Below are 25,811 nucleotides of genomic sequence, written 5' to 3' on the forward strand. Positions count from 1 at the left end.
TTTTTGGAGGAGTTCCCGTGGCCATCTCGGTCTTCGACCTGTTCTCGATCGGCATCGGCCCGTCGAGCTCCCACACGGTCGGCCCGATGCGTGCGGCCCGCATGTTCGCCCGCCGCGTGCGCAACGAAGGGCTGCTGGAGGGCGTCACCTCGGTCCGCTGCGAGCTGTACGGCTCCCTGGGCGCGACCGGGCACGGCCACGGCACGCCGAAGGCGGTGCTGCTCGGGCTGGAGGGGGCCTCGCCGCGCACGGTGGACGTGGAGGGCGCGGACGAGCGGGTCGAGTCGATCAAGTCCACGGGGCGGCTGTCGCTGCTGGGCGAGCACGAGATCGCGTTCTCCTTCGACGACGACCTGGTGCTGCACCGGCGCGAGGCGCTGCCGTACCACGCGAACGGCATGACGATCCGGGCGTACGACGCCCAGGGCGCCGAGCTGATCGCGAAGACGTACTACTCGGTCGGCGGCGGCTTCGTCGTGGACGAGGAGGCGGTGGGCGCCGACCGGATCAAGCTCGACGACACGGTGCTGAAGTACCCCTTCCGCACCGGTGACGAGCTGCTGCGGCTGACGAAGGAGACGGGTCTTTCGATCTCCTCGCTGATGCTGGAGAACGAGCGGGCCTGGCGCACGGAGGAGGAGATCCGCGCGGGCCTGCTGGAGATCTGGCGGGTGATGCAGGCGTGCGTGGCGCGCGGCATGTCCCGGGAGGGGATCCTGCCGGGCGGGCTGCGGGTGCGCCGCAGGGCCGCGGTGTCGGCGCGCCAGCTGCGGGCCGAGGGGGACCCGCTGGCGCACGCGATGGAGTGGCTCACGCTCTACGCGATGGCGGTGAACGAGGAGAACGCGGCGGGCGGGCGGGTGGTCACGGCCCCGACGAACGGCGCCGCGGGCATCATCCCCTCGGTCCTGCACTACTACATCAACTTCGTGCCGGGCGCGGACGAGGACGGCGTGGTCCGGTTCCTGCTCGCCGCCGGCGCGATCGGCATGCTCTTCAAGGAGAACGCCTCCATCTCCGGCGCCGAGGTCGGCTGCCAGGGCGAGGTGGGCTCGGCCTGCTCGATGGCGGCGGGAGCCCTCGCGGAGGTGCTGGGCGGCTCCCCGGAGCAGGTGGAGAACGCGGCCGAGATCGGCATGGAGCACAACCTGGGCCTGACCTGCGACCCGGTCGGCGGCCTGGTCCAGATCCCGTGCATCGAGCGCAACGGCATGGCCGCGGTGAAGGCGGTCACGGCGGCGAAGATGGCGATGCGCGGCGACGGCTCGCACAAGGTGTCCCTGGACAAGGTCATCAAGACCATGAAGGACACCGGCGCCGACATGAGCGTGAAGTACAAGGAGACGGCGCGGGGCGGGCTGGCGGTCAACATCATCGAATGCTGAGGGTTCGTCCTGGCCACGAGGCAGATCACCCGTGCTCGACCCGGCCGCCGACCACCACGGTCTCCGCGACGGTGCCCGGTATGTCCTCCGGCGCCGAGCGCAGGATGTCCCGGGAGAGGATCACGAAGTCGGCCGCTTTCCCCACCGTCAGTGACCCCCGGTCGTGTTCCAGGAAATTGGCGTACGCGGAGCCCATCGTGTAGCCGTGGACCGCGGTCTCCACGCTGATCGTCTCCTCGGGCATCCAGGGCTCTCCGCCACCCAGCGGACGCCGTGTGACGGCGGTGTAGATGCCGACCATCGGGTCCATCTCGGCCACGTTCCAGTCGCTGGAGAGAGCGAGTACGGCGCCTGCGTCGTGCAGGCTGCGCAGCGGCCACGCCTTGTGCCAGCGTCCGGCACCGACGTTCTCGGCCCAGTCCTTCCCGGGACCCGCGATCTCGGGGGCGGCGTGGCGTGGCTGCATGCACGCGACGACGCCGAGTTCGGTGAAGCGCGGTGTGTCCGCGGGGTCGAGGCACTCGACGTGGACCACCTGATGCCGGGCGTCTCGCGGCCCGTTGACCGTGCGGGTGTGTTCGACGGCGTCCAGGACGGTCCTGATGCCGCGGTCGCCGGTCGCGTGCACGAAGCACTGGAAGCCGCGCGCGTCCAGCTTCGCCAGCAGGGCCGCGAACTCCTCGGGCGGGTAGAAGGTGTCGCCGCGGTGGTGGCGGCAGCCCGCGTACGGTTCGAGAAGGGCCGCCGTTCGTGGTTCGACGACGTCGTCGATGTAGAGCTTGAGGGGGCCGACGTGCAGCCGGTCGTCCGCGTACCTGCGTGCGGCGGCGGCGAAGTCGTCGAGGTCGGCGTCCGTGGTGCCACGCGGATGGAACAGTGCCGCGACGATCCGGGACCTGAGCCGGCCCTCGGCGCGGGCGCGGTCGAACAGCGCGAGGTCGTCGAGCGAGTTCTGCGGTTCGACGACGGTGGTGATGCCGAAGGCGATGGCGTCGTCCAGGGATGCGGTGAGCCGTCCGTACTGGCGGTCGGCCGAGGCCCAGGGCAGGCCGAGTTCCCGCAGGGCACGGTGACCGTCTCGGGAGAGGCCCTTGACGGCGAAGTCCCTGATGAAGCCGGTCGGTTCGCCCGTGGCAGGGTCGGTGACCGCCTCCCCGAAGGGCAGATGGGTGTGGTCCCGGTCGATGCCGAGCCGCCGCAGGGCGGCGGTGTTCACCCACGCGGTGTGCACGTCGTAGCTCAGGACGAAGGCGGGCACGTCACCCGTGACCGGATCGAGGTCGGCGGCACTGGGCATGCGACCGCCGGGGATCGCCGAGTAGTCGAAGGCTTCCGCCTCGATCCACGGCGCGTCGGAGCCGGCCGTGTGCCAGGCGCGGATGCGGGCGTGGACCTCGTCGAGCGTGGCGGCGCCGGCGAGCTGCACGCAGGCGTCGTCGGAGCCGAGCCGGACGTGGTTGTGCGCGTCGATGAACCCTGGCAGGACCAGCTTCCCCGCGGCGTCGATCACCTGTGTGCGCGGTCCGGTCCATTCCGCGGCGTCGGCGTCGGAGCCGAGCCAGGCGATCCGGCCGCCGGACACCGCCAGGGCCTGCGCTTCGGGGAGCGCCGGGTCGACGGTGTGGATCCGGGCGTTGCGCACGAGAAGGTCTGCGGGGTGTGAGGCCAGGGGCATGTGAGGGAACTCCGTTGGTGGTGCGGTGATTCGGGTGTGGAGACCTCCGCGCGGAGCGGAGTGTGCGGCGCGCGGCCGCGGCTCAGCCGAGGGATGTGTGCGGGACGACCGTGCGCCGGGCGAGGACCCAGTACACGCCGCCGGAGACGAGGGAGCCGAGGAGGGTCAGGTCGGCTCCGCCCAGCGGGGCCACCAGCGGCCCGGTCCACAGTTCCGAGTCGCAGGTGAGCGCGGCGAAGGCCATGCCCGCGAGGAGGGCTGCCATACCGGCGGGGTGGTGGCCGGACCGGTACCAGTAGCCGCCGTCCCGTCCCGCGTGCAGAGCCGGTGCGTCGTAGCGGCAGCGGCGCATCAGCATGTCCGCGAGGAACACGCCGCCCCAGGGCGCGAACACGATGATCAGCAGGGAGAGGAAGGACAGCAGCGAGCTGGTGAAGTCGGTGAGGAAGAGCGCGTAGAGCGATCCCGCGGCTGTGACGGCCGCGCTGATGAGGATGGCCTGGGAGCGGCTCCAGGGGACGCCGAGGACCTGGAGGTTCAGGCTCGACGAGTAGAGCGTGATGATCGAGTTGGTCACGGAGCCGCCGAGGACGAGGGCGAGGAAGAGCGGCTGGAACCAGCCCGGCAGCAGTGCCTCCGTGCCCGCCACGGCGTCGGTCATGTCCGTCTGGGTGGCTGCGGCCACCCCGGCCACGCCCAGGGCGACGGACGAGACGAAGCCTCCCAGGGCCCCGTACCAGGTCAGCGACCGCAGCGAGGTCGTGGTCGGCAGATAGCGGGTGTAGTCGGCCGGCATGGGGACGTAGCTGAACGGCCCGGCCAGCATCACGACGAAGGCCAGGCTCCATCCGGCGGCACCGGGCGCGGCGGCCGTGGTGGCGCCGGTCTCGGTGCCGGGCAGCAGGAAGACGAGGAGCACGGCGAAGCCTGCGGCGAGGACGTACGCGATCCAGCGCTCGGCGAACTGGACCGTGGCGTGCCCCCAGAGCGTGACCGCGAACGTCAGCGCCAGCGTGATCAGGAGCGCCAGAGCCCGTCCGGCGTCGTTCGACGCCCATCCGAGGTCGGCGAAGAAGGCTTCCAGAGCGAGCACGCCGACGACCGTGTTCACGATGGTGTAGCCGATGCTGACCACCCAGTTGAGCATCCCGGCCGGCCAGTTGCCGCGTACGCCGAACGCCGCGCGGGAGACGACGAGGGTGGCGGTTCCGGTGCGAACGCCGCTCAGGCCCGCCGCGCTGATCGCGAAGAACGCCAGGCCACCGGCGACGACGACGAAGGTTGCCTGCCAGAAGGACAGGCCGAAGGCCACGGCCAGGGCGCCGTTGATGACGTACGTGAACGTGAGGTTGGAACCGAACCAGAGCCAGAACAGATCTTTCGCGCTGCCGTGGCGCTCCGCCACGGGGATGGGGTCGATGCCGTGCTTCTCCACCTGGAAGACCTGGTCGGTGGAGGCGTTCCCGTCGGCTGGTGCCACACCCGCGTCCTGCTGAGCCATACGGCCCACCTCTCATCCCCGCGCGTCACCGGACGGCCACGCTGGTTTGAATGCCGTTCTAGAAGTTAGAACGGCATTCAAGATGCGCGGACGGAGGCGCTGCCGTCAAGACCTCTGCGGAAAACGGCGGCTAAGGTCGTCTCCAGCCGTAGCGAAGAGGAGGGGCGACGTGGCGACGACTGCGCGACGACGCGATGGGCACGACGCCCGGGAACGGATGCTGAAGGAGGCGATGGCGGCCATCGCCGAGGACGGGCTGGCGACGCTCACCATGTCCGCCCTGGCCAAGCGCCTCGGCACCAGCGGCGGGCACATCCTCTACTACTTCGGCAACAAGGACCGGCTGCTGCTGGAGGCGCTGCGCTGGAGCGAGAACGTGCTGGCCGAGGAGCGGCGGGCCCTGCTGGCGCGCCGGGTCACCGTCGAGCGCAAACTCGCCCTCTTCCTGGAGCTCTACCTTCCCGTCGGCCCGCGGGACCCGCGCTGGACCCTCTGGATCGAGCTGTGGGCGCGGACGGGGGCGAACGAGCAGTTGCGCGCGGCGCAGGCCGAGATCGACGTCAGCTGGCAGGAGGACCTCGAGTCACTCCTCGCCAAGGGCGTGCAGCAGGGCCGTTTCGCCGCCGGACTCGACACCGCGGCCGTGGCCTCCGTACTGCTGGCCCTGCTCGACGGGTTGAGCACCCGGGTGGTGCTCGGCCAGCCCGGCGCGGACCGCGCCGGCGCGCTGGAGACCGCGCGATCCGTGGCGGCACGACTGGTGTCGGCGGCCTGAGCGACGGTTCGTCCCCGCGGCCGTGCGGGGCCAGCGGTCCGAGACCAAGGGTCAAGGCCCGGCAACCGGGGCATCAACAACTCCCGTCCCCCCACGCACACTTCAGGGAGTCCACGATGCTTCGCGGCATTGACGTCAGCTCGTACCAGTCGTCGGCCTATGACACGGACGGCCTCTCCTTCGTCTTCGTCAAGGCGACGGAGGGGCGTTCGTACGTCAACCCCAAACTGGCGGCCCAGACCAAGCGTGCCCGCGAGGCGGGACTGGTGGTCGGCTTCTACCACTTCCTGTGGCCGGGCAACCTCACGGCCCAGGCGCAGTACTTCGTCAAGCACGCCCCGGAGAAGGCGGGCGACATCCTCGCCGTCGACTGGGAGACCACCAGCGACGGCACCCACGCGTCCAACGCGGAGAAGGACCTGTTCATCCGCAAGGTGAAGGAGCTGCGGCCGAACAACCCGGTCGTGCTGTACTGCAACCGGAATTTCTGGCTCAACATCGACCGCACCTCCTACGCCGGCGACGGCCTGTGGATCGCCGACTACGTCACCGCGGGCAAGCCCCGCATCAAGGCGAAGTGGCGCTTCCACCAGTACACCGACGACCCCCTGGACCGGAACGTCGCCGACTTCGCGAGCAGGGCGGCGCTGCGCGAGTGGGCCGACGAGGTGTGATCAGAGGGGGTCGTCGCCGCCGAGCGACGGCTCAGGCCCGGAACTCCGGCTTGCGGTGCGGGGACGCTTCCGCCAGGGCCTTGGCGACCTCCTCGACGCCGGCCCGCAGACCGTAGACGGGGGCGTCGGGCTGCTGGCGCCAGGAGTCGTCGATCCCGCCCGAGTCGACCGTGTCGTAGCCGAGTTCGTCGATCAGGGCGCGGACCTTCGCCTTCGCCGCCTCGTCGTCGCCGGCCACCGGCAGGGCCATCCGGTCGGGGTCGCCGGCCGGGCGGTGGCGGTCCAGGAGGTCCTGGGCGTAGGTGCCGTTGAACGCCTTGATCACCGGGTGGCCGATCTGCCGTTCCGTCCAGCGGCTCTCCGTCAGGCCCTCGTCCTCGATCCCGGCGATCCTCCCGTCCCGCTGCTTCGGGTAGTAGTTCCCGGTGTCGATGACGGCGACGCCCTCCGCCACCTCGGCGAGCAGGCCCGCCGGCAGGTCCGGTACGGCCTTGACCGGGATGGTGATCACGACGATCTCGGCGCCGCGCGCGGCCTCCTCCACCCGGACCGCCCTCGCCCCGGTCTCCGTGGCCAGTTCATCGAGGGTGTGCGGCCCGCGTGAGTTGGCGACGGAGACCTCGTGGCCGAGGGCGGTCAGCCGCCGGGTGAGGTTGCCGCCGATCTGACCCGCGCCGATGATGCCGATCTTCATGTCAGCCCTTCCCAAGGTAAATGCACGTGCATTCTTCTGCTGTCGGGCGTCAACCTCGCGGCCGTTGCGGCTATTCCTCGGTGGACCGCCGCTCTCAGAGCCGTACGACGATCTTGCCGGTATGCCGGTTCGACTCCATCAGACGGTGGGCGTCCTGGATGGTGTCGAGCCCCTCGAAGACCTCCGCCACGACCGGCCGGAAGCCGCCGTCGGCGAGACCGGCGTCGACGAAGGCGGTGGCGCGGCGGCGGCCGTCGCCCGTGTCGGTGAAGGCCATGTTGGCGTACGTGTGGATCGTGAAGGGCCAGTTGAAGGGGATCTCGGCGGGACGGCCGTCCAGCCAGCCGTAGAGCACGACGCATCCGCCGGGCACGAGCGAGGAGGTTAGGGCGCCGAAGCCCTGGCCGCCGATCCCGTCGAAGACCACCTCGACGCCCCGGCCGCCGGTGAGCTGCTTGACCTCCGCGGCGACCGCGTCCCCTACGGCATCCCCGGTGACGATCACCTCGGCCGCCCCCACGTCGAGCAGCTGCTGGCGCTTGGCCTCGGTCCGGGTGGTGGCGATCGGGATCGCACCGATGCGCCGGGCGACCTGGACGGCGGCCGTGCCCACGCCGCTGGAGGCGCCGGTGACGAGCACATGGTCCCCGGGCTTGAGCCCGGCGGTCTCCAGCAGGGCCCCGTAGGCGGTGCTGTACGTCATCCAGGCGGCGGCCCCGGTCACCGCGTCGACGGAGGCGGGGCGCCGGACGACGGCGGACCCGGGCAGGACGAGCCGCTCGGCGTACACGCCCTGGGCGCTCATCTCGATACCGGGGCCGGTCATCACCAGGTCACCGACGGCGAGTTCGGTGACGCCCTCGCCGACCGCCTCGACGACGGCGGAGGCCTCGTAGCCGAGGCGGGAGGCGGGAAGTGTGGGCTGGTAGTAGTAAGTCCCGGCGCGGAAAAGGGCTTCGGCGCGGTTGAGGCCCAGCGCCTCCACGCGCAGGGCGACTTCACCCGGGCCGGGATCGGGGACGGCCGCGTCCTCGATCGTCAGGACGTCGGGTCCGCCGAGGTCGTGAAAGAGCACGGTGCGTGCGGTCGTTGGCATGGCATCGACGGTACGGGCGGTGCCGGAGACGATCCATGTCCGCCGGTCCTCCCTTCATGTCCGTTCGTCTCACCCCTTGACCGGAGGGCTACCGTACGGACATGGATGTCCTCAGCGACGCGGTCGCCGCCATGCGCACCGGGCGACCGCACTCCTCGCGCAACGACATGTACGGGCCCTGGGGCCTGCGCTTCGAGGCCTCGGCCGGCGCCGGGTTCCACGTACTGCTCAGAGGATCGGCCTGGCTGGTCCCCGCCGAGAGCGAACCGGTCGAACTCGGGCCGGGGGACGTGGTGTTCCTGGCGAGCGGGTGCGGACACGGGGTGGCCAGCGCCCTGGACGTACCGATGCGGGAGGTGCGGCTCCAGGACGACGGCACCTGGCCCGAACTGCCGCCCGATCCGGTCGGGTCGGGCCCGCCGACCACGGTCATGCTGTGCGGCGCCTATCTGCTGGACCGCTCCCGCGCCCACCCCCTGCTCACCGAGCTGCCGGAGGTGGTGCATCTGCCCGCCCGCGTCGGCACGCACCGTTCGCTGCGGGCGGCGGTGGAACTGCTGGGCGCGGAACTGGCGGAGCCGCGGCCGGGCTCGGACACCATCGTGACCTCGCTGCTGGACACCCTGCTGCTGTACCTCCTGCGCGCCTGGTGGCAGGGGGAGGCACGGGCCGACGGGCACCCCACGGGCTGGGCGGCCGCCCTCGCCGACCCGGCGGTCACGGCGGCCCTGCGCGCCATCCACGGCGACCCGTCCCACCCCTGGACGGTGGCGGAACTCGGCGCCCGCGGCGGCCTGTCCCGCGCGGCCTTCGCCCGCCGGTTCACGGCACTGGTGGGGACGCCGCCGCTGACGTATCTGACCTGGTGGCGCATGACGACGGCGGGGCGGCTGCTGCGCGAGGACGGCGCCCCGCTCCGACTGGTCGCCCAACGCGCCGGCTACACCTCGGAGTTCGCGTTCGCCAAGGCGTTCAAGCGGGAGTTCGGAGTGGCGCCGGGACAGTACCGGCGCAGGGTCTCGTGAAGCGGACGGACAAGCCGGGGCTGCTGAAGCGGACGGAAAAAGGGGCGGCCCAGCGGGCGCGCCCCCCTTGCCGCACGCGTCACTTGCCCACGTAGGACCAGAACTCGTCGAACGACAGCAGCTTGTCGCCGTTGAGGTCGCGGGACTTGATGACGGCCTCCGCGACGGACTCGGTGACGTTCCAGTCGCCGCCCTGGGCCATAGCGGTCTTGAACTCGGCCGCGGTGATGAAGCCGTCACCGTCCGTGTCGATCCGCTCGAACTGCTTGCGTGCCTCGTCGATGTCCGCCACCGATCCGCCCCTTCGTCGTACCTTGCCAGGTCCTGCTGTCCTACTGACGAAGGTCAGATTAACCGGCACGCCGAGCCCGCACCGCGGCGCCCGGTGTGCGAAGAGTCGAGGAGCACGGTGATGGAGACATTGCGGGACATATTCGACGCGGCGGCCCACGGCATCTTCCCGGCCCCGGACGGCGGCACGACGGTGGTCCCCCAGCCCTCTCCCCGGGACGCGGGGGTGTTCGCCTTCACCGCGCACTCCGTGATCGCGACCGACGAGGATCCGGACTGGGTGTACGCGACCCTGCGCGCCCTCGACTGCGACGCCCTCGCCGCGACCATGAACGCGCGGTTCCTCGCGGCCCTCATGGACCGCACGGGACGCGGCAGCGACACGATCGACGTGATGACGGTGGCCTCCGCCCTGCCGGGTGAGCCGGCGCTGCCCCTGACCGGGATCGACGACCCCGGCCATCCGAGGGTGGCGAGTTCCCGCGGGCGGCGCGACGAGGTGCGGGTGCGGGCCGCGCAGGGCGGTGTGCTGGTCCTCGGGCGCGGGGTGGCGGGGCGGCTGGAGGTGGCGGTCGAGGTGGGGGACGACGTACGGCATCGGGGGCTGGGGCGGGAACTGGCCCGCTGTGCGCGGCAGTTGAGCGGTGGTGAGCCGGTGTGGGCGCAGATCTCCGCGGGGAACGCCCGCAGCATGCGGGCGTTCCAGGCGGCCGGTTACCGTCCCGTCGGCTCGGAGCTGCTGCTCAGTGCCAGGACTCGTAGTGCGGGTTGCTCTCGCAGCCGCTCATGATCTCGACCTTGGTCGTCTTGTTCACCGGGCAGACGCCGATGATGTACTTCCGGTCGATGCCGCCGGGGAAGGCCACCTCGACCTGGTCGGCCCATTTGTGGGTGTCGCCGATGGTCCTGTTGACGTCGATGCCGCCGGGAGCGTCGATGTAGTAGTTCCAGCCGGACTTCCACCACTTCTTGTACAGGTCGTGGTCGTAGGTCGTGGACACGTACGGCGAGGGCTGGTTGACGAGGACGTACTGCTTGATGTCGTACTGGCCGTTCATGACGTCCTTGGGCTTGAAGCCCTCCTCGAAGACGGTCGAGGGGCCACGGCTGTCGACGCGGTAGAGGGTGCCGCAGGCCGTACGCCAGACCGGCTCGGGGGTGATGCGGCCGACGTCGACGCGGCGGTCGGCGGCGGCCTTGACCGGGTCGTCGAACTGGACGGGACAGTCCGCCGGAGCAGGGGTGTTCGCGGGCGCGGTGGCCGCGGTGGTGGCGAACACCGCGGCCAGGGACAGGACGACGGACGCGGCGCGCCGCCGCAGGGAAGGCGTGATCATGGAGAGCACGATTCCGGTTCCGCGGCGGCGCGTGGTGGACGTTCACCCGCAAGGCGGCGTGTCAGCGGAAGATGCCGGTGTGGCCGAGCGAGTAGCGGCCCGGCTGCGGGTACACCGCGAGCCCGTGCGGGCCGCTGCCGACCGGGATGCGGGCGAGCTGGGCGCCGGTGCGGGTGTCGATGGCGTACACCTCGCCGTCGTAACGTCCCGACAGCCACAGGACCTTGCCGTCCGCCGAGACCCCGCCCATGTCGGGGCTCCCGCCGTCGGGCAGATGCCACTTCTTGGTGAGCTTGTTCCGGGCGAAGTCGAAGACGGACACCGACCCCTCACCGCGGTTGGAGACGTACATCTCGCGCGAGTCGCGGCTGATGTACAGGCCGTGGCAGCCCTTGCCGGTGGGCAGCAGCTTCGGCTTGCCGAAGGTCTTGCCGTCCAGCACCCACATGCCGTCGGCCATCATGTCGGCGATGTAGAACTTCTTGCCGTCCGGGGAGATCTTGACGTCCTGCGGCATGGCGCCGGTGAAGGGGAGCTTCTGCTGCCCGATCACCTTCATCTTCTCGGTGTCGACCTTCAGCAGCTCACCGCTGAACTCGCAGGAGACGATGAAGTACTTGCCGTCGGCCGAGAAGTCGGCGTGGTTGACGCCGTAGCAGCTGACCGGCTCGGTCTTGACCTCCTTCATGGTGTGCGGGTCGCGGAAGACCAGCTCACGGTCGAGGGAGGCCATGACCACGGCGTACTTGCCGTTGGGCGTGAAGTAGAGGTTGTACGGGTCGTGCACCTCCACCTCCTTGCCCGCCTTGCCGGTCTTCGGGTCGATGGGGGTGAGCGTGTGGCCGCGGTTGTTGTTGACCCACAGCGTCTTCATGTCCCAGGAGGGCACGACGTGCTGGGGCTGGCGGCCGACCGGGATCGTGTCGATGATCTCGTACGTCTTGGGGTCGATGACGGAGACCGTGTCGGACTCGGTGTTGGGGACGTAGACCCGGCTCGGGAAGTCCTTCACCACCGGGGAGAGCTTGTTGGGGCGGTCGGCGGCGTAGACGTCCTGCGGGTCCAGCACCGGGGGCATCCCGGGCAGCCCCTGGACGGGTCTCTGCTTCGGCGGGGCGGGGACGGCGGCCCCGGTGCCGGCGGCCTCGGTCCGCTCCCGGGTCTCGGTGCCGCAGGCGGCGAGCGTGGCGAGGGCGGCGCCCGCGATCAGGGTGGCCTTCACAAGGTGGTGGTGCATCAGCTGAACAGCTCCGTGGTGGTGACGGCGGTCAGTCCGCGGCGGTCGAGGTCGTCGAGTACGGCGGGGAGGGCGGCGACGGTGTCGTCGTAGCCGAAGTGCAGGCTCACGATCGAGCCGGGGCGGATCCCGGTGGCGAGGGTGCGGGTGAGGGCGGCGGGCCCGGGGCCGGTGAAGTCGAGGGAGTCGACGTCGTAGGAGAGGACCTGGGGGTAGCCGGCCTCGCGGGCCAGGCGGGCGACCCGGGGGGAGGCCCGGGCCGCGCGGGAGGGGCGGAACCAGGTGCCGATGGAGCCGGTGAGGCGTCGCAGGCGTGCGGCGCAGTCGGTGATCTCGGCGCGGGCCTCCGCCTCCGGCATCGCGTTGATGTCGAGGTGGCGCTGGGTGTGGTTGCCGAGGTCGTGGCCGGCGTCGAGGATGCGGCGGGCGAGCCGGGGGTTGGCGTCCAGCCAGCTGCCCACGGCCAGGACCGTGAGGTGGGCGCCCTGCCGTTCGGCGGCCCGCAGGACGGCTTCGGCGGTGCGAGGATCGCCGTTGCCGTGGAAGGTGAGGGCCACCCGGAGGCGGTGCCGGGGGCCGTGGGTGAGGTGGGCGGGGTGGCCCGGGATGCGGCGGGGGGTGGGGGCGGTGAGGGGCCGGGGCGCGCTGCGGGGGGCGAGGGCGCCGGTGGGGGCGGTGCAGGCGGCCGTGAGGGCCGCCGCGGTGACTAGGCCGGCGGCTGCTTGGAGGACCGTCCGGCGATCGGTCTGGGTCACCCGCCCTATTTAAGGGGGTTATGGGTGAATTTCGGGTATTTCGCCTCCGCCACCCTTACGTCAGCGGTCCGCGACCCTCATCTCGAACCAGGTCGTCTTGCCCCGGGGCAGCAGATCGACTCCCCAGCGGTCCGCCAGTTTGTCCACCAGGAACAGGCCCCGGCCGCTGAGGTCCAGCTCCTGGACCGGCATCAGACACGGCAGGCCCCGCGACGGATCACGGACCTCGATACGGATCCAGCCGCGGCGCCGGCGCATCCGGAGGCCGAAGACCCGGGCCCCGGTGTGGCGTACCGCGTTCCCCACCAGTTCCGAGACGAGTAAGACCGCGTCTTCCGTCATCTTCGCCGTCAGGCCCCACTGACGCAGGACGACCACCTGGGCCAGTCGGCGGGCGGTCGCCGCGGATTCCGGGAGGGACGCGAGCCGGACTTCCGCCTCCGTCGGGTTGCCGAACAACTCCAGCGCCTTCACGGCGTGTTCGTCCTCGACCGCCGGCGACCAGCGCGCCGCGGTCGCACGGCCGTGTCCCCGCGGCTGTTCCATGCCCTCCAGCCCCGCCATGCCACCATCATGGCCGCCCAGAGCACCTTCCGGAGCCGTTCCTGCGGAATCCGCTCCCCGGAATCCACTGTTCCGCGAGGGTCGATCGGCATATGCCAAAGGCAATTCGGAGCCCTTCACGACCCCTCTGACCTGCGGCGAAGGATCTGGTGGCGGCAATCGACGGGCCTCCTCGACACGACAGGCTTAAGGCTGCGTTAAGGCTCCCATAAACCGTCCCATCGAGGGACCCGGATGAGACATCGCGTCAATTGCAAGAGGTTCCGCGGTATTCGGCGCAGTACATCAGAGGAACTTGGCCTTGCCCGGGCCGTCCTCCACGAAGCTGCGCATCCCGGTCTCCCGGTCCGCCGTGGCGAACAGGCCCGCGAACCAGTTGCGTTCCACCGCCAGACCGGTGTCGATGTCCGTCTCCAGGCCGGTGTCGATGGACTCCTTCGCGGCGCGCAGCGCGATCGCCGGGCCCTGCGCGAGCTTCGCGGCCCAGGCGTGCGCGGCGGTGTACACCTCCTCGGCGGGGACCACGCGGTCCACCAGACCCATGGTCAGCGCCTCGTCCGCCTTGACCATCCGGCCGGTGAAGATGAGGTCCTTCGCCTTGGAGGGGCCCACCAGCCGGGACAGCCGCTGGGTGCCGCCCGCGCCCGGAATCAGACCGAGCAGGATCTCGGGCTGGCCCAGCTTCGCGTTCTCCGCGGCGATCCGGAAGTCCGCGCACAGGGCCAGCTCGCAGCCACCGCCGAGGGCGTAGCCGGTGACCGCCGCGACCACCGGCTTGGGGATCCGGGCCACGGCGGTGAAGGAGTCCTGCAGGGCGCGGGAGCGCAGCACCATGGCCGTGTGGTCCATGGCCTGCATCTCCTTGATGTCCGCGCCGGCCGCGAACACCTTCTCGCCGCCGTAGATCACCACCGCGCGCACATCCTCCCGGCGGCTCGCCTCCTCGGCGAGTTCCTTGAGGCGGTCCTGGGTGGCGACGTCCAGCGCGTTCATCGGGGGGCGGTCCAGGCGGAGCGTGCCCACGCCGTCGGCGACTTCGAGATTCACGGTCATGCTCCGCAGGTTAACGGTGACTAACCCTCGCGCAGAAGACCGGCCCCGCTACTTCGTCCACTCCTCCCAGGACATGTTCCAGCCGTTGAGGCCGTTGTCCGGGGCGATGGTCGCGTCGTCGGAGTTCTTCACGACGACGACGTCGCCGATCATGGAGTGGTTGAAGAACCAGGCGGCCGGGGTCCCCTTGTCCCAGGCACCCTTCACATCGCGCAGGCCGACGCAACCGTGGCTGGCGTTGTAGTTGCCGAAGGCGTCGCCGCCCCAGTAGTTGCCGTGGATGAAGGTGCCGGACTGGCTCAGGCGCATGGCGTGCGGGACGTCGTCGATGTCGTACTCGCCGTCGTAGCCGACCGTGTCGCCGTTCATCCGGGTCTCGACGAACTTCTCGGTGATGACCATCTGGCCGTTCCAGGTGTCGTAACCGGGCTTGCCGGTGGTGACCGGGAGGGTCTTGACGACCTTGCCGTCCTGCATGACCTTCATCTTCTTGGTCTTCACATCGACGACGGAGACCTGGTCGCGGCCGATGGTGAAGGAGACGGTCTTGTCCTGCTTGCCGTAGACGCCGTCCCGGCCCTCGACGCCGTCGAGATCGAGGTCGACGGTGACCTTGGTGCCTTCCTTCCAGTACTTCTCGGGGCGGAAGTCGAGGCGGTCGTTGCCGAACCAGTGGCCCTGGACGTCCACGGCGGGCTCGGTCCTGATCCGTACGGCCTTCTCGACGTCGTCCGGGTTGGTGATGCCCCGGTCGAAGCGGAGCGAGAAGGGCATGCCCACGCCGACCTTGGAGCCGTCCTCCGGGGTGAAGGTGCCGAGGAAGGTGTGCTCGGGGGTGAGCGTGGTGAAGCTGGAGTCCTCGGCGGCCTCGCGGCCCTCGGAGTCCTTGGCGACCGCGTGGACGGTGTACTTCGTGGCGGCGGCGAGGTGGGTGGACGGCGTCCAGCTCGCGCCCCCGTCGGTGATCTTCCCGGGTATCGCCTCGCCCTTGCCGTCCTTGACGACGACTTCGGAGAGCTTGCCCTTGCTCGCGCTGACCTTGAGGGCGCCGCTGGTGTCGACGGACTCGGCGCCGTCCTTCGGGGCTATGGAGACCACGGCCTGCGACGGCCCGCTCTGCGCGGCACCGGAGTCACCGCCCTTGCCCTTGCCGTCGCCGGAGCCCGAGTCCGAGCCGCCACCGCACGCGGTGACGGCCAGCAGCAGACCTCCGGCGAGCACGGCCGTGATCCTCCTGCGCGCGTCAACCGACGCCCCCGATATCGGTCGCACGTTCAAGTCCTTCTCTCCCCTCGCCGGGCCTGGTCAGGCCCCCGCCCCCGCGCGTCTGCCAGGCGCTCGGCGCATATTAACCACAAGGTCATCCGGCGCGGCGCCCCTGGATTGTCACCGTTCCGTACCGAGTTCAGTACCGACTTCGACGGAAACGTGCGTCGAGTGGCCCCCCTGTCCTGTTACTTCACCGCACTTCCGGCCTTCCAGTCCTTCCAGCCCATATTCCAGCCGCCCAGGCCGTTGTCGGGAGCGACCTTCTTGTCCTTGCTGCGGACGACCTCGACCACGTCCCCGATCAGGCTCCGGTCGAAGAACCAGCCCGCCGGGGTGTCCGAGCCGCCGCCCTTGACGTCCCTCAGGCCCACGCAGCCGTGGCTGACGTTGACCTTCCCGAAGGCGTGCGGCGCCCAGTAGTTGCCGTGCAGGAAGGTGCCGGACTCGGTCAGCCGCATGGCGTGCGGGACGTCCGGGATGTCGTACTCGCCCTTGCCGTCGTCGTCGGTGAAGCCGACCGTGGCGCCGTTCATCCGGGTCACCTCGAGCATCTCGGTGACGACCATCTTGCCGTTGTAGGTGGTGGTCTTCGGGGCGCCCGCCGTGATCGGCACGGTGGCGAGCAGGTCGCCGTCGCGCCGGACCTCCATGGTGTGCGCGGCCGCGTCGACGGTGGAGACCTGGTGGCGGCCGACGGTGAAGGAGAACGTCTTGTACTGCAGGCCGTAGACCCCCGGCGCGCCCTCCACGTCACGGAGCTTGAGGGAGACGGTGACCTGGGTGCCGGGCTTCCAGTACCGCTCGGGGCGGAAGTCGAGGCGGCCCTTGCCGAACCAGTGCGGGCGGATCTCGACGGCCGGGCGGGCGGTGACGTGGACGGCGCGTTCCACGGCGGCGCGGTTCTCGATCTCCCGGTTGAACTCCAGGGAGACGATCATTCCGGTGCCGACCGTGGAGCGGTTCTCCGGGGAGACGTACCCGATGAACCGCTCCTCGGGGACGTGGGTGGTGAAGGTGGTGTGCCGGGCGGAGCGGCGGCCGTGGCCGTCCAGCGCCACCACGTCGACGGTGTAGCGGGCGGCCAGCGCCAGGTGCCGGTCGTCGGGTTCCCAGCGCAGTCCGTCGGCGGAGATCTGCCCGGGGACCGGGGTCTCCTGCGCGTCCTGCGACTTGACGACCCGCACCGACTCCAGGCGCCCGCTGGGCACCCCCACCCGCAGCTTCGCGTCGGGCTTCACCCCCCGGCTGCCGTCGTCCGGGAAGACACGGATCACCTCCTCGGGTGCCCGGGGTTTGCCGAGCCCGCCGAGGCCGGCCCCTCCGGTCGTCTCCGACGTGCAGCCGGCGGCTCCGGCCAGCAGTCCTGCCCATGTCAGTACGGCGGCCAGTGCGGCCCCCGCGCGCCGTGCGCGCCCTTGTACGTGCCTCACGAGGAGCCCAACGACCGGGCACGCTCCGGGGAAACGTGAGTGCGAGCCAAGCGCTGGGCAGAACAGTGGGGAGGACGACGCGACGGGGAGCCGCTGCCGGGGTCTTGCATGCCCGTTTGCACGTCGTCCAGCGAGCCGTGGGAGGCCAAGGGTGTCCAGCAGCGCAGCCGAGCGTGAGGCAGTGGCTCAGGAGCGGGCCGCCGAAGGGCCGGGGGCCCTCCTACTGAACGGTGCGCCGCGCCGGACGCCGGGCATGCCCGTGTGGCCCGGTGCGCCCACTCCGCTGGGCGCCCGCTTCCGGGTGGGCCCGGACGGGGTGGCCGGGACCAACTTCGCGCTGTGGGCGGGCGGTGCCGAGGCCGTCGAGCTGTGCCTGTTCGACGACGCGGGCAAGGAGACCCGGGCCAAGCTGACCGAGCTGACGCACGAGATCTGGCACGGCTTCGTGCCCGGGGTGCTGCCGGGCCAGCGGTACGGCTTTAGGGTGCACGGCCGCTGGGACCCCTGGACCGGCGCCCGCTGGAACCCGGCGAAGCTGCTGCTCGACCCGTACGCCCGCGCGGTGGACGGCGACTTCGGGCTGCCGCCGGAGGTGTACGGCCATGTCCGGGACTGGCCGCAGCAGCAGGTCGCGGACACCGTCCGGGACGACCGGGACTCGGCGCCGTACGTCCCCAAGGGCGTCGTCGTGCACGACGACGACGACTGGACGGACGACCGGCGGCCGAAGACGCCCTGGGCGGACTCGGTCATCTACGAGGTGCACGTGCGCGGCTTCACCCGGCTGCACCCGGGCATCCCCGAGGAACTGCGCGGGACGTACGCGGGTCTCGCGCACCCGGCGGCCATCGAGCACCTGGTCAAGCTGGGCGTGACGGCCGTGGAGCTGCTGCCGGTCCATCAGTTCGCGCACGAGGACCATCTGCTGCGGCGCGGCCTGAAGAACTACTGGGGCTACAACTCCATCGGCTACTTCGCCCCGCACGCCGGGTACGCGGCCTCCGGGACCACGGGACAGCAGGTCGGCGAGTTCAAGCGGATGGTGCGGTCGCTGCACGAGGCCGGCATCGAGGTCATCCTCGACGTGGTCTACAACCACACCGCGGAGGCCGGTGAGCTGGGCCCCACCCTGTCCCTGAAGGGCATCGACAACCGGGGCTACTACCGCTTGCAGTCGGACGCGCGCCGGTACGCCGACTACACGGGCTGCGGCAACACCCTCCATGTGGTCCAGCCCCATGTGCTGCGGCTGATCACCGACTCGCTGCGCTACTGGGTCACCGAGATGGGCGTCGACGGCTTCCGCTTCGACCTCGCCGCCGCGCTGGCCCGCTCGATGCACGACGTCGACATGCTCTCGCCGTTCCTCGCCGTCATCGCCCAGGACCCCCTGCTGAGCCGGGTGAAGCTGATCGCCGAACCGTGGGACGTGGGCTCCGGCGGCTACCAGGTGGGCGCCTTCCCCCCGCTGTGGACGGAGTGGAACGACCGCTACCGCAACGCCGTACGGGACTTCTGGCGGGGCGCGCTGCCGGACGTGCGGGATCTCGGCTACCGGCTGTCGGGGTCGAGCGACCTGTACGCGTGGGGCGGGCGGCGGCCGTACGCCTCCGTCAACTTCGTGACCGCGCACGACGGCTTCACGCTGCGCGACCTCGTCTCCTACGAGCGCAAGCACAACGAGGCGAACGGCGAGGGCAACCGGGACGGCACGGACGACAACCGGGCCTGGAACTGCGGCGCGGAGGGCGAGACGGACGAGGAGGGGGTACGGGAGCTCAGGCGGCGGCAGCTGCGGAACCTGCTGACCACCCTGCTGCTGTCCACGGGTGTGCCGATGCTGGTGGCGGGCGACGAGCTGGGGCGCACCCAGCGCGGCAACAACAACGCCTACTGCCAGGACAACGAGATCAGCTGGCTGGACTGGGGGCTGCTGGAGGACCCCGGCTGGAAGGCGCTGTTCGAGCTGACCTCCCGGCTGATCGAGCTGCGCCACCGGCATCCCGTGCTGCGCCGGCGGGCCTTCTTCTCCGGGCGCGCGCACTCGGCGGACGGGCTGCGGGACCTGGCCTGGTTCACCGCGCGGGGGACGGAGATGACGGAACGGGACTGGTACGCGCCCGCCGCCACGCTCGGCATGTACCTCTCCGGGCGGGACATCCCGGGCCGGGACGAGCGGGGCGCCCCGATCGTCGACGACAGCTTCCTGGCGGTGCTGCACGCGGGGGACCAGCCGGTGAGCTTCGTACTGCCGGCGCCGCCGTGGGCGGAGGAGTACGAGGTGGTCGTCGACACCGCGCGCGAGGAGCAGGGCGCGGCGCCGGGTCTGGTCCACCGGGCGGGTACGGCGATCACGGTGCCGGCGCGGGCGGTGCTGCTGCTGAAGGTGGTGGCCTGACGGGGGTGGCGTGACGGGCGCCGGGTCCCGCGCAAGGGGCCAAAACTCGGTGGGCGTTGTCAGTGGCGATCCGTAGGCTCGCTGCTGATGCCCACGACACCCGCGCCCGCCGAGGAACGCTCCGCCGTCAGGACCCTGCTGCGCCTGTGGCCGTACGTCCGCCCCGTGCGGGCGCGGCTGTTCACCGCCGCGTTCGTGGCGATCCTCGCCTCGTGCACGGGCCTGGTGATCCCGCTCGTGCTGAAGTGGATGGTGGACGGGCCGGTCGCCGGGCGGGATCCGGCCGGGGTGTGGCTCGGGGCGCTGTTCCTGCTGCTGCTCGGGCTCGCCGAGGCGCTGCTGTTCGGGCTGCGGCGGTGGCTGGTGGCCCGGCCGCTGTCGCATGTCGAGGCGGAGATGCGGGCGGGCCTGTACCGGCATCTGCAGCGGCTGCCGGTCGCCTTCCACGACCGGTGGGCGTCAGGGCAGTTGCTGTCGCGGGGGACCACCGATCTGATGCTGGTGCGGATGTTCCTCGCGTTTCCGCTGACCTTCCTGCTGGTCAACGGCGTCACCATCCTGGTCGGCGTGGTCCTCATGCTGCTCCAGGACTGGACGCTGGGACTGGTGATCCTCGGGCCCGCCGTGCCGGTGATCGTGATGTGCGTGGTCTTCGAGAAGCGGTATGCGGAGGTGGCGCGGCGGGCGCAGGACCAGGTCGGGGATCTGACGACCGTCGTCGAGGAGAGCGTGCTCGGGATCCGGATCATCAAGGGGTTCGGGCGGCACCGCAGCCAGGCCCGGGCGTTCCGGGATCTGTCGTCGACGCTGCGGGGGACCGAGCTGCGCAAGGCGCGGCTGCTGGCGGTGATCTGGGCGGTGATCGTGACGCTGCCCGAGGTGGCCGTCGGGGCGGCGCTGGTGGTGGGGTGCGTGCAGGTCGCGGACGGGCAGTTGTCGGCGGGCACGCTGGTGGCGTTCCTGTCCACGGCGCTCGCCCTGCGGTGGCCCGTGGAGTCGATCGCGTTCCTGCTGGCGATGAGCCAGGAGGCGGCGACGGCCACGGAGCGGTACTTCGAGGTGCTCGACGAGGCGCCGGAATCGGCGGAGCGGCCCGAGCCGGGGCGCGTCGCGGCCGGGGCGGAGGGGCTGGTCTTCGAGAGCGTCTGCTTCCGCTACCCCGACGCCCCGCCCGACTCCCCGCCCGTCCTGGACCGCATCGACCTCCACATCCGCCCCGGCGAGTCCATGGCCCTCGTCGGTGCCACCGGCTCCGGCAAGACCACCCTCACCGCGCTCGTGCCCCGGTTGCACGAGGTCACCTCCGGGCGGATCACCCTGGACGGCGAGGACATCAGGGCCATGTCCCGGGAGGAACTGCGCTCCAAGGTCGCCGTCGCCTTCGAGGAACCCACCCTGTTCTCCGCCTCCGTCGGGGAGAACGTGCTGATGGGGACCGACGGCACCGCGGGAGCCGCGGAGCTGGACCGCGCGCTCGCCGTCGCCCAGGCCTCTTTCGTGCACTCCCTGCCGCAGGGCACCGACACCCAGGTCGGCGAGCAGGGGCTCAGCCTCTCCGGTGGGCAGCGGCAGCGGCTGGCGCTCGCCCGGGCCGTCGTCGGACGGCCGCGGTTCCTGGTGCTGGACGATCCGCTGTCCGCGCTCGACGTGCACACCGAGGCCGCCGTCGAGGCCGCGCTGCGGGACGTGCTCGCGCAGACCACCGCGATCGTGGTGGCGCACCGGCCGTCCACCGTGCTGCTCGCCGACCGGGTCGCGCTGCTGTCCCGCGGCCGGATCACCGCGGTCGGCACCCATCACGAACTGCTGCGCAGCAACGCCGAGTACGCCCGTCTGATGTCCGGAGCGGAGGCACCCGGATGACCGCGCCCACCCTCACCGCCCCGTCCAAGGACCGGCCCGAGGAGACCGGCGACCCGTTCGACCGGGACGTCCTGCCCACTCCCCCGGGCGCCACCGGCGCACTGCTGCGTTCGCTGCTGACGCCGATGAAGGCCCGGGTGGCGCTCACCACGCTGCTGCTGCTCGTCCAGCAGGCGGCCGTGCAGGCGGGCCCGCTGCTGGTGGCGTACGCCCTCGACCGGGCGGTGCCGGCGTTCCGCGGGGGCGACCACGGCCCGCTGATCGCCGTGGCCGTGGGCTATCTGCTCTGCGCGGCGGCCTCCGGCGCCCTGCAGTACGGGTTCGTCATCGCGTCGGCCCGCGTCAACCAGGACGTGCTGCTGGATCTGCGCGGCCGGATCTTCCGGCACGCGCAGGCGCTGAGCATCGACTTCCACGAGCGCTACACGAGCGGCCGCCTGATCTCCCGGTCCACCGCGGACGTGGAGTCGCTGCGGGAGCTGCTGAGCGAAGGGCTCCAGGAACTCGTCACCGTGATCCTGTCGTTCGTGTACATCTCGGCGCTGCTGCTCTGGCTGGACCTCGGGCTCGGCGCGGTCGCGGTCGCCTCCTTCGTGCCGCTGTTCCTGCTCATGCGGAATTACCAGCGGCGCGCCGGGCGGGTGTACCGGCTGCGGTCGACGGCCATCGCCTCGGTGATCGTGAAGTTCGTGGAGACGATGAACGGCATCCGGCCGGTGCGCGCGTTCCGCCGCGAGGCCGTCAACGACGCCGACTTCGCCGTACTGAACCAGCGGCACGAGCGGATCAACGGCGACGCGCTGCTGGAGATGGCCCGGTACGTGGTGGGCTCCCGGCTGGTGGCCAACACCGCCGTCGCGGCGATCGTGCTGTGGGGCGCCCACCGGGTCGCGGGCGGCACGCTGGCGCTCGGCGTGCTGGCCGCCGCGGTGCTGTATCTGCGGCGGCTGTACGACCCGATCGACCGGCTCGGGATGTTCCTGAACTCCTACCAGTCGGCGGCCGCCTCCCTGGAGAAGATCGCGGGGCTGCTGGCCCAGGTCCCGTCCGTCCCCGAACCGCCGGCGCCCAGGCAGCTCCCGGCGCTTCAGTCCGAGCACCCGGGGCGCGAGGTCGTCTTCGACGGGGTGCGGTTCGCCTACCGCACCGGCGGCGAAGTGCTGCCCGCCTTCGACCTCACCCTTCCGGCCGGGCAGACGGTCGCGGTGGTCGGCTCGACCGGCGCCGGCAAGTCGACGCTGGCGAAGCTGCTGGCCCGGTTCTACGACCCCACCGACGGCCGGGTGCTGCTGGACGGGGTCGATCTGCGCGAGCTGTCCCTGTCCGAACTGCGGCGCGGGGTGGTGATGGTGACCCAGGAGGCGTTCCTGTTCTCCGGCACGGTCGCCGAGAACATCGCCCTCGGGCGCCCGGACGCGAGCCGGGAGGACATCGAGCGGGCGGCGAAGGCGATCGGCGCGCACGAGTTCATCAGCGCCCTGCCCGACGGCTACGACACCGACGTACGCAAGCGGGGCGGCCGTATCTCCGCCGGTCAGCGCCAACTGGTGGCGTTCGCGCGGGCATTGCTGGCCGACCCCGCGGTGCTGATCCTCGACGAGGCGACCAGCTCGCTGGACATCCCCGGCGAGCGGGCGGTGCAGAGCGCGATGGCGACGGTGCTGCACGGGCGTACGGCGGTGGTGATCGCGCACCGGCTGTCCACCGTGGAGATCGCGGACCGGGTGCTGGTCATGGAGCACGGGCGGATCGTCGAGGACGGCTCGCCCGCCGAACTCATCGCGGACACCGGTCGGTTCGCGGATCTGCACCGGGCGTGGCGGGACAGTCTGGCCTAGCGCCGGGTCGGGTGCGCGGCCATAGATCCAAAGGGTTCGTATAGCGAACATGAATTCCCGGACAACGAACGATTTCCGGCCAACTTTCTGACGCGCCCCTGACAGGAGTGCGGATCTCCTGCCACTCTTCCCACGGCCGACGCACAGCAACCCCATAGGTTCGCCCGCTGCGCCCGGCCGTCGCTCCCGCACGTCGTTCTGCGTACCGCTGCTCTGCCCGCCCGGCCCACCCGCCGGACGGTCTCCCCTGGCCGCGCGATCCGCGGCCGCGCAGAAGGAGTCAGTTTTGAGAAGCAGTTCCTCGGACAGACGCACCCCCCACAGATCCACCACCCGCCGGGCCGCGGCAGCCGCCCTCGTCGGTGTGGCCGCCCTGATCGCCACGGCCGTCCAGTCGGGCGCCGCCACCGCCGCCCCGGAGAAGGCACCGTCGGCCGCGGGCAAGGTCATCCCCGGCGCCGAGTCGGTCAAGCTCACCCCCGCCCAGCGCGCCGAGCTGATCCGCACGGCCAACGCCACCAAGGCACAGACCGCCGCGGAGCTGGGCCTGGGCGCCAAGGAGAAGCTGGTCGTCCGTGACGTCCTCAAGGACGGCAACGGCACGATCCACACCCGCTACGAGCGCACCTACGACGGACTGCCCGTCCTCGGCGGCGACCTCGTCGTCAAGAGCACGAAGGCGGACGCCACCGCGGCCGTCGTGAAGGCCACGAAGCGGGCCATCGAGCCGGCCACCACCGAGGCGGCGGTCTCCGCGGCGAAGGCCGAGCGGCAGGCCCTGGCCGCGGCGGAGGCGGAGGACGCCAAGGACGCCGACGTCAACCGGGCGCCCCGCAAGGTGATCTGGGCGGCGAGCGGCACCCCGAAGGTGGCGTTCGAGACGGTCGTCGGCGGCTTCCAGCACGACGGCACCCCGCAGGAGCTGCACGTCATCACGGACGCCACCTCGGGCGAGAAGCTCTACGAGTGGGAGGCGATCGAGACCGGCACCGGCAACACCGTCTACAGCGGCACGGTGACGCTCGGCACCACCCAGTCCGGCTCGACGTACAACCTCACCGACGGCGCGCGCGGCAACCACAAGACGTACAACCTCAACCGCGGCACCTCCGGCACCGGGACGCTCTTCTCGGGGCCGGACGACGTGTGGGGCAACGGCAGCCCGTCCAACCTGGAGTCGGCCGCCGCCGACGCGCACTACGGCGCCGCCCTGACCTGGGACTACTACAAGAACGTGCACGGGCGCAGCGGCATCCGCGGCGACGGCGTCGGCGCGTACTCCCGGGTCCACTACGGCAACAACTACGTCAACGCGTTCTGGTCCGACAGCTGCTTCTGCATGACCTACGGCGACGGCTCGGGCAACGCCAACCCGCTGACCTCGATCGACGTCGCCGCGCACGAGATGACCCACGGGCTCACCTCCAACACCGCGGGCCTGGTCTACAGCGGCGAGTCCGGCGGCCTGAACGAGGCGACCTCCGACATCTTCGGCGCGACCGTCGAGTTCTTCGCCAACAACTCCTCCGACGTCGGTGACTACCTCATCGGCGAGGAGATCAACATCAACGGCGACGGCACCCCGTTGCGCTACATGGACAAGCCCAGCAGGGACGGCTCGTCCAAGGACAGCTGGTACTCGGGGATCGGCTCGATCGACGTGCACTACTCGTCGGGCCCCGCCAACCACTTCTTCTACCTGCTGAGCGAGGGCAGCGGCGCCAAGACCATCAACGGCGTCAGCTACAACTCGCCGACCGCGGACGGCCTCCCGGTCACCGGCATCGGCCGCGCCAAGGCGGAGAAGATCTGGTTCCGCGCGCTCACCACGAAGTTCACCTCCACCACCAACTACGCGGGCGCCCGCACCGGCACCCTCGCGGCGGCCGGTGAGCTGTACGGCACCACCAGCCCCGAGTACGCGGCGGTGCAGCACGCCTGGGCGGGCGTCGCGGTCGGCGCGCGGCCCGGCGGCGGCGGTGGCGGCACCTCCTTCGAGAACACCGCCGACGTGGCCATCCCGGACCGGGGCGCGGCGGTCACCTCGTCGATCACCGTCTCCGGGCGGACCGGCAACGCGCCGTCGAACCTCGCGGTCGCGGTCGACATCGTCCACACCTACATCGGTGACCTCCAGGTGCAGCTCGTCGCCCCCGACGGCACGGCGTACACGCTGAAGGGCTACGGCACCGGCGGCAGCGCGGACAACATCAACACCACGTACACCGTGAACGCCTCCTCCGAGGTCGCCAACGGCGTCTGGCAGTTGCGGGTGCAGGACAACGCGTCCGCCGACACCGGCTACATCAACAGCTGGAAGCTGACGTTCCCGTAGAACGTCCCGCTCCCCTGTGACCAGGGCGCCGTCCCGGTGGTTCGACTCCCCGGGACGGCGCCCGCTGCGTCCCGCGGGCGCCGGCCGCCCTAGGCTAAGGCCCCATGTCCTTCACGTACGACGATGTCGGCGCCACCCGGGAGCCCGGGTTCTGCCCGCCCGGATTCCGTCCCCTGCATGTGCGCACCCGTATCGGCGAGGGCCACGAGGTCTTCACCCGGGCGGCCGAGGCGGTGCTGACCTGGGACATGCACCGGGCGGTGGGCGTCGGCATAGACGCCTCCGCGGAACGGGCCGCGCCCGGGGTCGACGTCACCGTCACCCTGGCCGGCGTCATCAAGGCACCGTGCCGGGTGGTCTGGACGCTGGAGGAGCACCGCCGGGCGGGCTGGGCGTACGGCACGCTGCCCGGGCATCCGGAGTGCGGCGAGGAGTCCTTCGTCGTGGACCGCACCGGCGACGGCACCGTCTGGCTGACGGTGCACGCCTTCAGCCGGGCCGCGAAGTGGTACGCCCGCGCGGGCGGCCCCGCCGGCCGCGGCCTGCAGCAGGCCTACGCGCGGCGGTGCGGGGCGGCCCTGCGCAGGCTGTGCGGGGGCGACACCGGCTGACGCCC

22 protein-coding genes are annotated in these 25,811 nt (G+C 71.2%); 10 read left to right on the plus strand and 12 right to left on the minus strand.

The features are described from left to right. Window positions 1-17 precede the first annotated feature (17 nt). A complete protein-coding gene (locus tag ACFYW5_RS01130; RefSeq protein ID WP_389414843.1) occupies window positions 18-1,385 on the plus strand; it encodes an L-serine ammonia-lyase in 1,368 nt (455 codons plus the stop codon). A 25-nt stretch (window positions 1,386-1,410) separates the two neighbouring features. Here ACFYW5_RS01130 and ACFYW5_RS01135 read toward each other — a convergent pair whose 3' ends face one another. Together ACFYW5_RS01135 and ACFYW5_RS01140 are read right to left on the minus strand one after the other, a co-directional pair. Then, window positions 1,411-3,060 carry an amidohydrolase gene (locus tag ACFYW5_RS01135; RefSeq protein ID WP_389414844.1) on the minus strand — a complete coding sequence of 550 codons (1,650 nt, stop codon included), beginning with the start codon at window positions 3,058-3,060 and terminating at the stop codon, window positions 1,411-1,413. A gap of 82 nt (window positions 3,061-3,142) precedes the next feature. Then, window positions 3,143-4,561, minus strand: a complete 1,419-nt coding sequence (locus ACFYW5_RS01140) for a purine-cytosine permease family protein (RefSeq protein ID WP_389414845.1) — start codon at window positions 4,559-4,561, stop codon at window positions 3,143-3,145. A gap of 169 nt (window positions 4,562-4,730) precedes the next feature. On the opposite strand from ACFYW5_RS01140, the gene ACFYW5_RS01145 reads away from it, so the two are divergent. Together ACFYW5_RS01145 and ACFYW5_RS01150 are read left to right on the plus strand one after the other, a co-directional pair. Then, window positions 4,731-5,336, plus strand: coding sequence for a TetR/AcrR family transcriptional regulator (locus tag ACFYW5_RS01145; RefSeq protein WP_389414846.1), 606 nt, complete (start codon window positions 4,731-4,733; stop codon window positions 5,334-5,336). Window positions 5,337-5,452: 116 nt separating this feature from the next. Then, window positions 5,453-6,010: a glycoside hydrolase family 25 protein gene (locus ACFYW5_RS01150; protein ID WP_389414847.1), complete on the plus strand. Its 558-nt coding sequence runs from the start codon at window positions 5,453-5,455 to the stop codon at window positions 6,008-6,010. 31 nt (window positions 6,011-6,041) lie between these two features. Here the strand turns inward: ACFYW5_RS01150 and ACFYW5_RS01155 are convergent, their stop codons facing one another. Continuing rightward, window positions 6,042-6,827, minus strand: coding sequence for an NADPH-dependent F420 reductase (locus ACFYW5_RS01155; RefSeq protein ID WP_389415611.1), 786 nt, complete (start codon window positions 6,825-6,827; stop codon window positions 6,042-6,044). Continuing rightward, a complete protein-coding gene (locus ACFYW5_RS01160; RefSeq protein WP_389414848.1) occupies window positions 6,799-7,800 on the minus strand; it encodes a zinc-dependent alcohol dehydrogenase family protein in 1,002 nt (333 codons plus the stop codon). The genes ACFYW5_RS01155 and ACFYW5_RS01160 overlap by 29 nt, the downstream gene beginning before the upstream one ends. 101 nt (window positions 7,801-7,901) lie before the next feature. Here ACFYW5_RS01160 and ACFYW5_RS01165 point away from each other — a divergent pair, with 101 nt between their 5' ends. Further along, window positions 7,902-8,825, plus strand: a complete 924-nt coding sequence (locus ACFYW5_RS01165) for an AraC family transcriptional regulator (protein ID WP_389414849.1) — start codon at window positions 7,902-7,904, stop codon at window positions 8,823-8,825. Between the two features lie 79 nt (window positions 8,826-8,904). Here ACFYW5_RS01165 and ACFYW5_RS01170 read toward each other — a convergent pair whose 3' ends face one another. Beyond that, complete coding sequence (locus ACFYW5_RS01170; protein ID WP_389414850.1) at window positions 8,905-9,117, minus strand: EF-hand domain-containing protein; 213 nt, start codon at window positions 9,115-9,117, stop codon at window positions 8,905-8,907. A gap of 120 nt (window positions 9,118-9,237) precedes the next feature. Between ACFYW5_RS01170 and ACFYW5_RS01175 the strand changes: the two genes are divergently transcribed. Then, the gene (locus tag ACFYW5_RS01175; RefSeq protein WP_389414851.1) at window positions 9,238-9,906 is read left to right on the plus strand and encodes a GNAT family N-acetyltransferase; all 669 of its coding nucleotides are present in this window, start codon (window positions 9,238-9,240) and stop codon (window positions 9,904-9,906) included. On the opposite strand, the gene ACFYW5_RS01180 is transcribed toward ACFYW5_RS01175, so the two are convergent. From ACFYW5_RS01180 to ACFYW5_RS01210, 7 genes are all read right to left on the minus strand, one after another. Continuing rightward, the gene (locus ACFYW5_RS01180; protein WP_389414852.1) at window positions 9,860-10,453 is read right to left on the minus strand and encodes an ADP-ribosyltransferase; all 594 of its coding nucleotides are present in this window, start codon (window positions 10,451-10,453) and stop codon (window positions 9,860-9,862) included. The two genes, ACFYW5_RS01175 and ACFYW5_RS01180, sit on opposite strands and share 47 nt — an antisense overlap. Before the next feature lie 61 nt (window positions 10,454-10,514). Then, window positions 10,515-11,690, minus strand: coding sequence for a PQQ-binding-like beta-propeller repeat protein (locus ACFYW5_RS01185; protein WP_389414853.1), 1,176 nt, complete (start codon window positions 11,688-11,690; stop codon window positions 10,515-10,517). Continuing rightward, the gene (locus ACFYW5_RS01190) at window positions 11,690-12,445 is read right to left on the minus strand and encodes a polysaccharide deacetylase family protein (RefSeq protein ID WP_389414854.1); all 756 of its coding nucleotides are present in this window, start codon (window positions 12,443-12,445) and stop codon (window positions 11,690-11,692) included. Before ACFYW5_RS01190 ends, ACFYW5_RS01185 begins: the two co-directional genes overlap by 1 nt. A gap of 60 nt (window positions 12,446-12,505) precedes the next feature. Further along, window positions 12,506-13,009 (minus strand): ATP-binding protein, encoded by a 504-nt coding sequence (locus ACFYW5_RS01195; RefSeq protein WP_389414855.1) that lies wholly within the window; start codon window positions 13,007-13,009, stop codon window positions 12,506-12,508. A gap of 285 nt (window positions 13,010-13,294) precedes the next feature. Beyond that, a complete protein-coding gene (locus tag ACFYW5_RS01200; RefSeq protein WP_389414856.1) occupies window positions 13,295-14,062 on the minus strand; it encodes an enoyl-CoA hydratase/isomerase family protein in 768 nt (255 codons plus the stop codon). Between the two features lie 48 nt (window positions 14,063-14,110). Next, window positions 14,111-15,340 (minus strand): Ig-like domain-containing protein, encoded by a 1,230-nt coding sequence (locus ACFYW5_RS01205; RefSeq protein WP_389414857.1) that lies wholly within the window; start codon window positions 15,338-15,340, stop codon window positions 14,111-14,113. Between the two features lie 176 nt (window positions 15,341-15,516). Continuing rightward, window positions 15,517-16,761, minus strand: a complete 1,245-nt coding sequence (locus tag ACFYW5_RS01210) for an Ig-like domain-containing protein (RefSeq protein ID WP_389414858.1) — start codon at window positions 16,759-16,761, stop codon at window positions 15,517-15,519. Window positions 16,762-16,912: 151 nt separating this feature from the next. Between ACFYW5_RS01210 and glgX the strand changes: the two genes are divergently transcribed. The 5 genes from glgX (at window position 16,913) to ACFYW5_RS01235 (ending at window position 25,806) form a co-directional block, all read left to right on the plus strand. Next, entirely contained in the window at window positions 16,913-19,159 is a 2,247-nt protein-coding gene (gene glgX, locus ACFYW5_RS01215; protein ID WP_389414859.1) for a glycogen debranching protein GlgX, read from the plus strand. An 87-nt stretch (window positions 19,160-19,246) separates the two neighbouring features. Continuing rightward, on the plus strand, window positions 19,247-21,022 hold the full coding sequence (locus tag ACFYW5_RS01220; protein WP_389414860.1) for an ABC transporter ATP-binding protein: 1,776 nt from the start codon (window positions 19,247-19,249) through the stop codon (window positions 21,020-21,022). Beyond that, window positions 21,019-22,860 (plus strand): ABC transporter ATP-binding protein, encoded by a 1,842-nt coding sequence (locus ACFYW5_RS01225; RefSeq protein WP_389414861.1) that lies wholly within the window; start codon window positions 21,019-21,021, stop codon window positions 22,858-22,860. Before ACFYW5_RS01220 ends, ACFYW5_RS01225 begins: the two co-directional genes overlap by 4 nt. Window positions 22,861-23,146: 286 nt before the next feature. Beyond that, complete coding sequence (locus ACFYW5_RS01230; protein WP_389414862.1) at window positions 23,147-25,195, plus strand: M4 family metallopeptidase; 2,049 nt, start codon at window positions 23,147-23,149, stop codon at window positions 25,193-25,195. Between the two features lie 104 nt (window positions 25,196-25,299). After that, a complete protein-coding gene (locus ACFYW5_RS01235) occupies window positions 25,300-25,806 on the plus strand; it encodes a DUF1990 domain-containing protein (protein WP_389414863.1) in 507 nt (168 codons plus the stop codon). The last annotated feature ends 5 nt before the right edge of the window (window positions 25,807-25,811 follow it).

The organism is Streptomyces sp. NPDC002779 (assembly GCF_042888685.1).
In the GTDB taxonomy this organism is placed as follows: domain Bacteria; phylum Actinomycetota; class Actinomycetes; order Streptomycetales; family Streptomycetaceae; genus Streptomyces.

Excerpts from the sequence above, each read along its gene's own strand:
- ACFYW5_RS01135 (WP_389414844.1), bottom strand. The coding sequence starts at position 3,060 with ATGCCCCTGGCCTCACACCCCGCAGACCTTCTCGTGCGCAACGCCCGG.
- ACFYW5_RS01140 (WP_389414845.1), bottom strand. The coding sequence starts at position 4,561 with ATGGCTCAGCAGGACGCGGGTGTGGCACCAGCCGACGGGAACGCCTCC.
- ACFYW5_RS01150 (WP_389414847.1), top strand. The coding sequence starts at position 5,453 with ATGCTTCGCGGCATTGACGTCAGCTCGTACCAGTCGTCGGCCTATGAC.
- ACFYW5_RS01160 (WP_389414848.1), bottom strand. The coding sequence starts at position 7,800 with ATGCCAACGACCGCACGCACCGTGCTCTTTCACGACCTCGGCGGACCC.
- ACFYW5_RS01165 (WP_389414849.1), top strand. The coding sequence starts at position 7,902 with ATGGATGTCCTCAGCGACGCGGTCGCCGCCATGCGCACCGGGCGACCG.
- ACFYW5_RS01175 (WP_389414851.1), top strand. The coding sequence starts at position 9,238 with ATGGAGACATTGCGGGACATATTCGACGCGGCGGCCCACGGCATCTTC.
- ACFYW5_RS01180 (WP_389414852.1), bottom strand. The coding sequence starts at position 10,453 with ATGATCACGCCTTCCCTGCGGCGGCGCGCCGCGTCCGTCGTCCTGTCC.
- ACFYW5_RS01185 (WP_389414853.1), bottom strand. The coding sequence starts at position 11,690 with ATGCACCACCACCTTGTGAAGGCCACCCTGATCGCGGGCGCCGCCCTC.
- ACFYW5_RS01195 (WP_389414855.1), bottom strand. The coding sequence starts at position 13,009 with ATGGCGGGGCTGGAGGGCATGGAACAGCCGCGGGGACACGGCCGTGCG.
- ACFYW5_RS01200 (WP_389414856.1), bottom strand. The coding sequence starts at position 14,062 with ATGACCGTGAATCTCGAAGTCGCCGACGGCGTGGGCACGCTCCGCCTG.
- ACFYW5_RS01220 (WP_389414860.1), top strand. The coding sequence starts at position 19,247 with ATGCCCACGACACCCGCGCCCGCCGAGGAACGCTCCGCCGTCAGGACC.
- ACFYW5_RS01225 (WP_389414861.1), top strand. The coding sequence starts at position 21,019 with ATGACCGCGCCCACCCTCACCGCCCCGTCCAAGGACCGGCCCGAGGAG.
- ACFYW5_RS01235 (WP_389414863.1), top strand. The coding sequence starts at position 25,300 with ATGTCCTTCACGTACGACGATGTCGGCGCCACCCGGGAGCCCGGGTTC.